The organism is Maribacter sp. 1_MG-2023 (assembly GCF_030547005.1).
In the GTDB taxonomy this organism is placed as follows: domain Bacteria; phylum Bacteroidota; class Bacteroidia; order Flavobacteriales; family Flavobacteriaceae; genus Maribacter.
This window is the reverse complement of the sequence record NZ_JAUOPN010000020.1, coordinates 1-11,491: the sequence shown is the minus strand read 5'-3', so window position 1 is coordinate 11,491 and position 11,491 is coordinate 1. Positions and strand designations below refer to the sequence as shown.

Genomic DNA, 11,491 nt, shown 5'->3' with positions numbered 1-11,491 from the left:
TTGAATTTGGTATGTTATAAATAATGGTAGATAAAATTAAGTGTCCTAATTGTGCGCATGAGTTTGATGTTGAAGAGGCGTTATCTGGTAAAATGCAGGCGCATTTTAAGGCAGAGTACGAGCGTAAGGTAGCGGAACAGGCAGAGATCTTTAATAAAGAGCGTAATAAACTGGCTTTAGAAGTAGAAGAGTTTGAGAAGAAAAAGGAGAAGGAAAACGAGCTTTTTAAGGAAAAGCTAGCACAACGCCTTGCCAAAGAATCTGAAAAAATACAACTGCAGACCAACGAATCTTTTGAGCAAAAGTTAAAAGCGCTACAAGAAGAGAACGAGAAAAAGAAAGAGGAAAACAGGGCATTACGTTCACAAGAAATAGATTTGCTTAAACGTGAGAACGAGCTTAAAGAAAAAGCAGAGGATCTAAAGCTGAACGTACAAAAAGAATTGCTGGAGAAGCAGACAGAAATTGAAGAAAAAGCCAAAGCCAAAGAACGCGAATCTATGGCGATGAAAGAGAAAGAATATCAAAAGCAGCTAGAAGATCAAAAGAAGCTTATTGATGAAATGAAGCGCAAAGCCGAGCAAGGTTCTATGCAAATGCAGGGCGAGGTGCAAGAATTAGCTTTAGAAGAGCTGTTACGTGCTACCTACCCTTTTGATGATATAGATGAAGTAGGCAAAGGCGTACGTGGTGCAGATTGCGTGCAAACGGTTATTAACTCACTACAGCAAACCTGTGGCTCTATTGTATACGAGAGCAAGCGTACCAAGAATTTTAGTAACGACTGGATCAATAAATTAAAGCAAGATCAGATAAACTGCAAGGCAGATATTGCTGTGATCGTAACAGAAACTTTTCCGCCAGATATGGAACGGTTTGGAGAGAAAAACGGCGTGTGGATCTGCGGATTCAACGAGGTAAAAAGTGTATCCCTTGTATTACGTGAACTACTGTTAAAAACTCAATCTATTAAATCTTCGGACGAGAATAAAGGTGATAAGATGGAGTTGCTATATTCTTATCTTACCAGTAACGAGTTTGTACAGAACATAAATAGAATTATAGAGAACTACGATTCTATGATCAAGCAACTGAACTACGAAAAGAAAGCGGCGTTCAAGAATTTTGCTGTTCGTGAGAAGCAAATTTGGGGTGTTCAAGAAAACATCAACGTACTCTTCGGTTCTATAAAAGGTATTGCGGGTAATGCGTTATCTACTTCAACCATTCTGGAATTACCGGATGCAGAGATAGATGATTAATTTTAGTTGTTGGTTGTTGGTTTGATAGTGAGTTAGTTTGTTTGCGAAAATCATTATTAACACTATCCAAGCCTTATATTAGTACATTACACAAACAAGACTTAGGTTCACTTACGCATACAATATGGATATTTTAGATTGGATACAAGATTGGTTTAAAGACAATTGTGATGGTGATTGGGAAAGTAGTGATGCTATTCAAATAAACACATTAGATAGACCGGGGTGGGAAGTGGAAATTGATATTTCGAACACTTCTATAGCTAGTATGGAGTTAGATTGGATCCTTAATGAAACCAGTAAACAAGATTGGTACGGGGTTAAAATTGAGGACCAAAAATTCACCGCCGCAGGTGACCCAGATAAACTGAAATTTTTATTGAACCTTTTTAAAGAAATGATCGATAAAATTGAAAATCAGTAGTGTAGTTATGATTTTTGAATAAAATGTAAAAAAATCGGAGCGATTTTTGATGTCACTAAACGTATGAGGAAATCCATTTTATTATTCGTCACATTTGTCTTTTTCGGTTTATTGAGTAGTGCGCAACAAACTAAAATCAGTGAATTTGATTTGTATGGATGTTGGGTGCTAGAAAATAAAAAAAGACCTACAACTAACATAGTTACTTATAAGCTTTGTGAAGATGTAGCCCATGAAGATGTAAAATTTGGGTCTAAAATTTCTCTTCTCGCATTTAATGAGAGTGAACATGAAAGTACTGGTCATCAAGCATGCTTTACTACATTTACAGAAAAAGGTACTTGGGAATTTGATGAAAACTCAAGAATAGCAAGTTTGTATTCTGGTCATGAATGGCTGAAAGAGTTTAAACAACTTGACCCTGATGAATATACCAGCTGGGGATCACCAGAAAAGTTTGATAAGCTCAAATTCAGAGTAATCTCTATTGAAAACAATCAACTTACAGTAGAAATTATTCCAAAACAATACGGTAAAAAACAAACCGAAGATTCTTTAGAATAACACCATGAAACTACGCCTGTTGTTATATACTTTACTAATCGTGTTGTCCCTCTCGTGCAAGAAAGAAAAAAAGCAAGTTGCCGAAGAACTCCCCAGCCAATGGATAACGTTTTTAAATCATTTAGAAACGAATAACAAAGTTGCTTTTAAAAAGGCATCTGGCGAAGCTATTTATTGCTATGACTGTTTAGAGAATACACCAGCCGAAATGGAGAAAATGAATCTGATGCGAGACACAGATTCCCTCTGGTACGATAAAATTTATGAAAATCTAGTATACATCCCCATAGACAGTTTTATACAAAACGACTATGATGTTTTTTTTAATCCGAAGTTTGTTCAACTATTAAAAGAGAATGAAACCCTTTTTAGATATAATGAGGAATCAGGTATTGAAAGATTACACATTTATGTAACCACTACTCCGCCCACAGCATTTTTTGAAGGCGGACAGCATAGTTTTTCATTCACTAAAATCAATGACGAATGGAAATTTACAGAGACAAGTACCATACCGTAACTACTGAAAAAGTTAGGTCCCAACCCAATTTTTAAATTCCGATGCTTTTGCCTTGCTCACTACTATACGCTCGCTACACACAGGGTGAACATCTACCAATAACTTACTATTAAAATGAAACTTAATAGCGGTTATAGCCTCTCTACGCACTATAAATTGTCTGTTTGCCCTATAGAATACTTCCGGGTCTAAAGATTCTTCTATGTCTTCTAATTTAATGTCGAGTACATACGAACGTTCTTGTACCGTTACAGCTTTTACAAGACCTGTATCAATAAAGAAATAGGCAATATCGGCTGTTTTTACCGGTAACAATTGATCGCCCACACTTACTAAGAAAGTTTTTTTAAAATTCTCTGCCTTGTTCTGTATAAGTTGTAAAAGGCTGTTCATTTGCTCCTCATCGATACCCTTTTTAAGGTTTAGTGCATCAAAACGATCTAAAGCATCTGATAATTCTTCTTTATCGATTGGTTTTAATAAATAGTCAATGCTATTCACCTTAAATGCTTTTAAGGCGTATTGGTCATAAGCGGTAGTGAATATAATAGGAATGTCGATTTCGACTTGGTCAAAAATTTCAAATGAGATGCCATCTGCCAAATGAATATCCATAAACACCAAAACACCCTCATGCGGATTAGCGAAATAAGCTACTGTAGCTTTTACGGTATCTAAAACCTGAATAACCTCAATATCTGCATTGATTCTCTTTAGTAAATAAGAAAGGTTATCGCTTGCAGCAAGCTCGTCTTCAACAATAATTACTTTCATACCAAGGGTTTTACAGGTAATTCTACTTTAAAAATATCATTATCGGTACTGACCAACACTTCTTTTTTCAATAAAAGTAAATACCGCTTTTTAAGATTATAGAGTCCCGTGCCCATACCTTCTGCCATTGCACTTCGCGTACGAATAGGGTTTTCTACGAACAACGAACCTCCGCTAGAATAAACCTTGACCGTTAATGGGTTGGTCGATGATATTTCGTTATGCTTTACCGAATTTTCTACTAATGATTGCAATGCCAATGGCGGTACTTCACAATCCATTAAATTGGCATCGATATTCACCTCTATTTGTATACGATCACGATATCGGGTCTGCATTAAAAAAGAATAGCTATCTAAAAATTTCAATTCATCTTTTATCGGTACCAAATTAGTCTCGCTACTCTGTAAAATATAACGATACATATACGACAGCTTGTTTACAAACTGGGTAGCCTGGTCATTTTCACGTACTAGCGACGATAACGAATTTAGCGAATTGAACAAAAAGTGCGGATCGATCTGGTTTTTTAAAGCCGATAGTTCGTTCTCTAAATTTTGCTGCTTTAATTGCTCGTTCTCTATTCTACTTTCTTGCTTATCGGTACTTACACGAAGTAACCTGGCAATAAAATAAAGAACGATAGAAAGATTAATAATCGTAAATCTAACAAAACCAGTCTCTCGGGGATCTAATGGCCTCCCGTTAAAAATAGGATATAGGGCATGTATTAAGTAGATCCCTATTAAAAGTACCACAACATTCATTATAAAAATAACACCCAACTTTAGAAAAGTGGGCCATTTGTACGCATCAAAATCTATATTGGCATTTAATTGTAAAACTGAATAAGAGAAACAAATGAAGAAGATATAACGATATAGAAAATCTGTAACCCAAGTAAAGGAAAAATCTAAATTCCCCTCCATAATACCATTATACAAATAAATGGTTTTTGGCAATGATACCAGTATACCTAATAATAGGGCTGTTTTTATTACCTCGCCCTGTTTTACTTTTGTTAATGCCATGTAACTTCTTTTCTAATGGTATTTCTCAAATATACCGTAATATACGTTTGTAACCCTAGTACACGAAAAGTTGGTCTTTACCTAAGTAAAGACCAACTTAATTTAAACTATACTAACTTTTTAAAGTGCATAGGCATTGAACTCATTTGGCAAATATGCCGCCGTATCAAAACCTAGTTCTACTATTTCTTCATTTTCAAAAATCTCAAAATCTTGCTCCGTTAAATTGTTACCGGCATATGCATTAAAATCTACTGGTAAATATTCAAAGGCATCAAAACCTAAGTTTACTTCTTCATTGATTTCCACCAACTGAATATCGTTTGGATTTAAGTTATCGTTCTCTAAAGACGTTTGTAATTGCGCTTCTAAATCGATAACACAATCATCAAAAATAGCGGTGATTTTTGCATTCTCAGCTTCTTTATGATTGTGAATTCCTTTAAATGATATAAAGGTGACAGCTAAAATTGCTACTACAGCTACTACTCTAATATTCTTCATTATATATGTTTTTAAGTTTCTAGAATTGTTTTCTATTCCCCAAAGATATTGCGGAATACCAGCGGCAGATAATATTACTAACCCAACTGTCGAATTTGCCATCTAAAACGTCTTTAGATAGTTATGAAGTTTTTCTGTTGGATTACAATAGGATAAAAAGCGGAAATATTTTAGGATAAATAGAAAACCACACACGGCAAATCAGACACATACAAACTGATTCTTACCTTATCAAAACCCGGATACATTTTACTTTGTAAACCAATCGCGCACCGATTCTTCTGCCAATTTATTGTTGGGTGTAAAAGCACTGTTATGCTCGCCACGGTATTCGATGTAGCTTGGGAATTTCCACCACAATATACCTTGGCACCAAGGTTCGTCTTGTATGCCTTCAAAGATGATTTCGTAAGATCTGCGCTGTGCTTCTTCGTTAATGGTATCGTCTGCCTCTGCATGCGGATTCTTCCATGGGGCGTCAACACTTCTAAAGCCTATTTCTGTAAAAACGATGGGTTTTTTAAAGCGATTATAGACCTTTTTAATCTTTGTTTTTACCGTATCGAACTGCAGACTTAATTCTTCATTAGTAGGATTGTCTTTTTTACTCAATGGGTAATAAGAGTTTAAACCTATGAAGTCTAAATCGTCCCAAAACTCAATTTTTTCAAATTCAGCTCCCCAATTCGCAGCATAGGTCAGTTGCCCAGAATATAATGCCCGTGTTTTCTTGATCATCTCACGCCATGCATCGGGCTGCGATAAAGTTGCTTTGGTGAACTCTACGCCAATACACAAGGCATCCATCTCATGAATTTCTGCTAAGAAGGCATAGTGGCGAATCCACCGGTAATAGTAATCATGAAACTTGTCCCATTGGGCATCTGTAGGCATATCTATTCCGCCCGGCCAGCTACCGCCTACATATATTTGAGGTTTCAACAAGGTATACATGCCCATATTGCTCGCCATCGCTACGGCATGAACTACGGCATCATCATTTTCACTACCAGCATTATTACTAAAATGAAGTGGCGTTGGTGTATTTATATCATTGATTCCCGTATACGGCACAATTGCCATGGCATTACTACCCATGTTCTTTTGCTTCAATAAAGATTCCGTTGCTTTTTGAGAACCATAGCCATTGTAAATACTATAGCCTTCATGTGCAAAATTGAAACCTTTTAAGTAAGGTAATTTTTTCTTTTCCGTTTTTTTCTTCGGATGTGCTTTTGGTAATCCCCTTAAATAATTCTGCCACTTTACTTCTAGGGCTTTTATTTCCCCTTCATAGATTGATGCATTTTTGTAACGTTTTAGGTACGTATCTTTTCCCCAGGTTGTAATTAGAAAATCGGTAAATGCTCCTGCCATACAATCTCTAATAAGTGATGATTCCATCTCCATAAAAGAATTGTTTAACAGTTCTGCTATTGTAAACGTATTCTCAGATTCTACCAATCGTGCCGCCCAATATTGGTAGCCTTTCATTTGCCAGGTTTCTGTAAAATAAATTGGCAGACCTAATGTAATTATATTCTTATCACTCTTACCAATGAGGTTGTGCAGTACCAAGGCATTATCTCTACCGATGTTATTATTGGTATATATTTTATTGACAATTGTATGTACCGAATTTGTAACTGTATCAAAAGTAGAGTGATCGGTATTCCCCGTCATCAAACCTTTTTCTTCTGTACAGGTATAAAAATTATAAGTAATTTTTGGTACACTATTACCATGTACAAAATCGACAATGGTTGCTTTTGATGCCATAACCTTGGCTTGCCAAGTAGCAACATCTGCTGGTTCAATAGCTTTTTGGTGGTTTATAAATTTAAAATCATCGGTATCTAACAAAACTCTGGTACCCGTGGCAAAATTGAAAAATGTAGATCCTTCAATTCCCCAATTGGTATTGAAATCGCCCATGACCAATCGCTCTTTATTCACATACACCTCATATTCTAAATTCTGGCGGTAGAACGACTGACCTCGTTCAGCTACTTTTTCTGCAAATAATGAAAATACTTCTTGTGCATCTGTACCAGTTAAAAAACTAAAAGGTATTTTAGGATCTGTAGGACTCGGATAAAAACAAACCCCCAATATTGAATTATTATTGGGAACTTGTTTTGTACCTATTTTTATTTCTGAGTGTGAAACCTGAAAAGGGGTATCACCCATGTATTTTTTTATCAGCGGATTCTCATCTACGGCACCTACCAAAAAAACAATATTATTGCTCAATGATTCTTTGCTTACCTCTGCAACATTTTGGTAACTGACCTTTACACTGCGCCAAGATTTGGAAACCTCCTTTAAAGAAAGCTCATGAAGAATATTTTTATACTGCTGTTGCAATGCTAAATCTTTTGCACCATATACCACTAAAATCTCTCGTTTATCAAAGAAGCTTCTACGAAGATCTCTACGTGTAGCCACAGAATCTATTGCCTCGGGTATTCTCTCATTTTCAGCTACCGGGAAGTATTCTGTACCGGCAAAACCAACAATACCGACAACAACAAATAACACAACAAAGAGATATTTCTTTTTCATATATGCAACAATGGACTAACTATCGTTTAAGATAACAAAACTGCAAAACCTACATCTGTTTAAAGTGCTATTTAACTTTTAAAAAGGAGTTTATGTGGTAGCGTGCTCCAGACCTGTTCTCGATACATTTTTAAAATACGCTACGCTTCTTTCAAAAACACTCGAACTGACAATGCGTTTTGCTTGAACCTATCATTTTTCAAAATTGAATAAAATATAACAAGTAAAATCCCCTTCTGCCCTTTTGTGATACAAACCCATTTGTACCTTAACTTTGTACTATTAAATAGTCAACGCTACATGAGATCAATTCTACTTTTTGCTTGTATTTGCTTTTATACCTTGACTACTTTCGGGCAAGGCGTCGCAACTATTTCTCTAGAGAAATATACAGAGCTTCGAGTATATGATAGAATTAGTGTTACCCTAGTGAAAGGCGAAGAGAATAAAATTGAAATATCTACCGAGAATAAAAAAGATTTGAGCATTACCGAAAACGACGGTCGTTTACGACTAAAAATGTGCTCTGGGGAATCTGTACTGAACTCCATCTTAAACATTAAACTTTTCTATACCGAAGCACTTTCAGTTATTGATGCAAATAAGAACTCTCGTATTGTTTCTACCGGATTAGTCATTGGTACCGATTTAGCTATTGAAGCCCAAGATGCCAGTACCATTACTTTAAATATTGCCTATAATAATGTATCGGCAAAAAGCACAAGCGGTAGTGAAATAAAACTATCTGGTACTAGTGTTAATCAAGAAGTGATGATTAACACAGGAGGTAGACTTTTAAATAAAGGTCTAAAGACCAAAAGTAGTACTGTAATTGTACTATCTGGTGGTAGTGCTGAAGTTTATGCTAGTGAAGCTGTCATTGCTAAAGTAAAAGCGGGTGGTTCGATTACCGTGTACGGCAAACCAAAATCTGTAGACAAAGATGATACGTTTGGTGGTAAAATTGCAATACCAGAATAATTACTGTTCTATACTCTGAACATCGAAACCAATTAGTTCATTTTCTTGAAACTGTGGCGTAACTTCAATAGGATTACAGCATACTTCACAATCTTCAACATAGGTCTGTTGTAAGATTGATGGATCTAACAGCATAGACACTTCTTCCCAGCAATACGGACATTGAAAATAATGCTCGAACATAACAGTAATTTATGCTTTTAATTCTCTTGCAAGCTCTTTTAAGGTAAGGCTCTGTACTAAATTACCGCCATTAGAAGTAAAAATAGTATCGTGACCCAATTTTAAAGAAAGTATATCTTCATTAGTATCTAAATGAATATCAGAAGGGTTCACTTTGATTTCTTCTAACTTTACGTCAAAACGCTTTTTTAAGGTTACCAACCCGTTGAGCTTACTTAATTCGAATCCGTAGAAATCAAACAAACGTTGTAATCCGCTGAAAAAACTTATCCCTATAAAAACTAAACTTGCCATTGCAAATTTATATGCTAAAGTAAATACATCTAGCTCATCACCATTTATAAAGGTATATACCAAGTTTATACAACCGTAAATACCCAAAAAGAACACTAATAAACCAACAATAATAGCAAGCACATCGGTAAGCAAGGCTTTGGTAGTTCTGGTGACCGTTAAGCCATCTGTGGTTTTATTTGCCTGAAATCCGAAGTCCTTTAAATACTCTAGATTATTTATTTGAGCTAATTTATTGGCAATAGTCGCTTCTAAACCACTTAAATCTACAACAACAGCACGTTTCTCAAGCTCGTCTTGTAAACTTAACTGCGCCTCAAAAGTGAGTAATGAATGTTGATCCAGAATCTCTATAAGCTCGCCATTTGTTCTATCGCTATACATGTTATTCCCTAATTAATTTTCTCGGTAACCGAGATTAAAAACTTTTAGCCGTACCTATTACAGTTCTATATTCAATAGTTGTCCTGTAAGCTGTAACAATTGAAGCTCAGCCAATTTCGCATCGTATTTCGCTAAATTCTTATTGGTCTGTGCATTCAACAGATTTATTTGTGCCTGTCTAAACTCTATAGATGTAATACTCCCCAATTGAAATTGCTCTTTTGAACGTTCAAAATTATTTTGGTTTGTAAATACATTCTGCTCTTGAATTTGATATATTTTTAAGAGATTCTCATACAATGCCATGGCATTCTGCATATCTCTATTTACTTCTAACTCTACTTGCTTGCGTAATAGGTCTTGATTACTATAAGTAATCTTCGCATTCTTGACACTAACCGTGGTGCTACCTCCATCAAAAAGATTCCAGGTTAGACTTGCACCTAATGAAATACTATTGGCAATAGAGTTCGTACCAGGAAAAACTGTACCTGTTAAGAAAGCCGATGGTGGATTCTGGTTTCTGTTCCAACCATAAGAACCTGTTAAATCCAAAGTTGGTAAATACCCAGATTTGCTCACTTTAATATCATAATCGTTAATAGTCAAGTTAGATTCAGTCTGGAGCATAGCAACGTTATTTGTCACCGCCTTATCCATAAACTCTACAATCTGAAACTTAGGTAAAAACACTATCGTAGTATCTACTGCATATTGCGAATTTAAATCTTGGTTTAACACGACATTTAAATCGCGCTTTGCATTCGCCAATTGTTGTTCGGTATTCAATAAATTAATACTATCATTGGTCATATCTACCTGAGCATTCAAAATATCTAATTTGGTATTTTGACCGTACTCAAAAGAATATTCTGAACGCTGAATTCTATCTGTTGAAATTTCTAATGCTTGTTTCTGCACATTTTTATTTTCTGTCAATCGAGCGATTTCAAAATATACCGTAAACATTTGAATCATGGTATTCTCTATAGTCTCACGTGCTTGCAACGTACTTAAATTGTACTGCTCTTTTAACCTTTTGTAATTATAGAACCTCCCCATACCATCGAACAAGGTATAGTTAAGATTCAATGCCGCGCTATAACGTTGGCTTTCTGCATCGTTTACGTTTATATTCTCCCTAGGATTACCATCTTCGTCAACTTGCCCTGGAAGTTCAGTAGTGGTGTCGCTTGAATTATAAGTAGCCCCAGCGGTACCAGTCAATGTCGGTAAATAACCAGAATTAAGCAGACTTGCATTATTTTCAGCGATATCGACTTGCCGTTCGGCTATTTCGATTCCGAAATTGCTCTCTAAAACTTTAACAACGGCCTCTTCTTTCGAAAGTGTTTTCTCTTGCGCAAACATTACACAAACTGGTAGAAATACTAATAATATGATGAATTTTAATCTCATTATAACTTATCTATATTCTTAAATGGGTGTGAACCACCTTCTATTTGCTCTTGATGTTCATCACCCTCAATTGCTTCTTGCGAATGACCTTCTAGATGGGCAGCTTCTTTTCGTTCTTTAATCGCTCTTTCTACTTCTTCTTTCGTAATCTTATGACCTGAAGCGAAAGATAAATTCTGAGCTTTTAAGTTATTACTGAACGATAAGAACAATGGTAACATTAATAAGGTAAGTACCGTAGCAATACCTATACCATAAGCAATAGAGATTGCCATTGGTTTTAAGAATTGTGCTTGTCTACTTGTCTCTAACATTAATGGTGCTAAACCTGCGATAGTCGTTATCGATGTTAAGAAAATTGCTCTAAATCTCGATTTACCTGCTTCGAAAATGGCATTATCAAAAGTCATACCTTCTCGTAAATTCGAATTGAACTTACCGATAAGCACCAGACCATCGTTCACCATAATACCAATCAATGCAATGATTCCTAATATAGAAAGTACGTTTATTGGAAAATCGTGGATCCAGTGTCCCCATGCAACTGCCGTAAAACTAAATGGCACTAACAATAGTAGCATTAATG

General features: G+C 35.7%; 13 protein-coding genes. 5 read left to right on the top strand and 8 right to left on the bottom strand.

What is annotated here, in order from left to right:
• Positions 1–23 precede the first annotated feature (23 nt).
• From Q4500_RS17070 to Q4500_RS17055, 4 genes are all read left to right on the top strand, one after another.
• Positions 24–1,262, top strand: a complete 1,239-nt coding sequence (locus Q4500_RS17070) for a DUF2130 domain-containing protein (protein WP_299800669.1) — start codon at positions 24–26, stop codon at positions 1,260–1,262.
• 124 nt (positions 1,263–1,386) lie between these two features.
• On the top strand, positions 1,387–1,686 hold the full coding sequence (locus Q4500_RS17065; RefSeq protein WP_299322680.1) for an immunity 53 family protein: 300 nt from the start codon (positions 1,387–1,389) through the stop codon (positions 1,684–1,686).
• A gap of 63 nt (positions 1,687–1,749) precedes the next feature.
• Positions 1,750–2,250 carry a hypothetical protein gene (locus Q4500_RS17060; RefSeq protein ID WP_303600796.1) on the top strand — a complete coding sequence of 167 codons (501 nt, stop codon included), beginning with the start codon at positions 1,750–1,752 and terminating at the stop codon, positions 2,248–2,250.
• 4 nt (positions 2,251–2,254) lie between these two features.
• Positions 2,255–2,770 carry a hypothetical protein gene (locus Q4500_RS17055; protein ID WP_303600795.1) on the top strand — a complete coding sequence of 172 codons (516 nt, stop codon included), beginning with the start codon at positions 2,255–2,257 and terminating at the stop codon, positions 2,768–2,770.
• A gap of 12 nt (positions 2,771–2,782) precedes the next feature.
• Here the strand turns inward: Q4500_RS17055 and Q4500_RS17050 are convergent, their stop codons facing one another.
• From Q4500_RS17050 to Q4500_RS17035, 4 genes are all read right to left on the bottom strand, one after another.
• A complete protein-coding gene (locus Q4500_RS17050; protein WP_303600794.1) occupies positions 2,783–3,544 on the bottom strand; it encodes a LytTR family DNA-binding domain-containing protein in 762 nt (253 codons plus the stop codon).
• Positions 3,541–4,575, bottom strand: a complete 1,035-nt coding sequence (locus tag Q4500_RS17045; RefSeq protein ID WP_303600793.1) for a sensor histidine kinase — start codon at positions 4,573–4,575, stop codon at positions 3,541–3,543. Before Q4500_RS17045 ends, Q4500_RS17050 begins: the two co-directional genes overlap by 4 nt.
• Before the next feature lie 120 nt (positions 4,576–4,695).
• Entirely contained in the window at positions 4,696–5,181 is a 486-nt protein-coding gene (locus Q4500_RS17040; RefSeq protein WP_303600792.1) for a hypothetical protein, read from the bottom strand.
• 147 nt (positions 5,182–5,328) lie between these two features.
• The gene (locus Q4500_RS17035) at positions 5,329–7,644 is read right to left on the bottom strand and encodes a hypothetical protein (RefSeq protein WP_303600791.1); all 2,316 of its coding nucleotides are present in this window, start codon (positions 7,642–7,644) and stop codon (positions 5,329–5,331) included.
• 300 nt (positions 7,645–7,944) lie between these two features.
• Here Q4500_RS17035 and Q4500_RS17030 point away from each other — a divergent pair, with 300 nt between their 5' ends.
• Positions 7,945–8,625, top strand: coding sequence for a head GIN domain-containing protein (locus Q4500_RS17030; protein WP_303600790.1), 681 nt, complete (start codon positions 7,945–7,947; stop codon positions 8,623–8,625).
• Here Q4500_RS17030 and Q4500_RS17025 read toward each other — a convergent pair whose 3' ends face one another.
• The 4 genes from Q4500_RS17025 to Q4500_RS17010 all read right to left on the bottom strand — a co-directional run.
• A complete protein-coding gene (locus Q4500_RS17025) occupies positions 8,626–8,808 on the bottom strand; it encodes a CPXCG motif-containing cysteine-rich protein (protein WP_303600789.1) in 183 nt (60 codons plus the stop codon).
• A 9-nt stretch (positions 8,809–8,817) separates the two neighbouring features.
• Complete coding sequence (locus tag Q4500_RS17020) at positions 8,818–9,486, bottom strand: hypothetical protein (protein ID WP_303600788.1); 669 nt, start codon at positions 9,484–9,486, stop codon at positions 8,818–8,820.
• 57 nt (positions 9,487–9,543) lie between these two features.
• Positions 9,544–10,905, bottom strand: coding sequence for a TolC family protein (locus tag Q4500_RS17015; protein WP_303600787.1), 1,362 nt, complete (start codon positions 10,903–10,905; stop codon positions 9,544–9,546).
• The coding region (locus Q4500_RS17010) for an efflux RND transporter permease subunit (RefSeq protein ID WP_303600786.1) at positions 10,905–11,491 on the bottom strand (587 nt) is incomplete at its 5' end. The genes Q4500_RS17015 and Q4500_RS17010, both read right to left, overlap by 1 nt.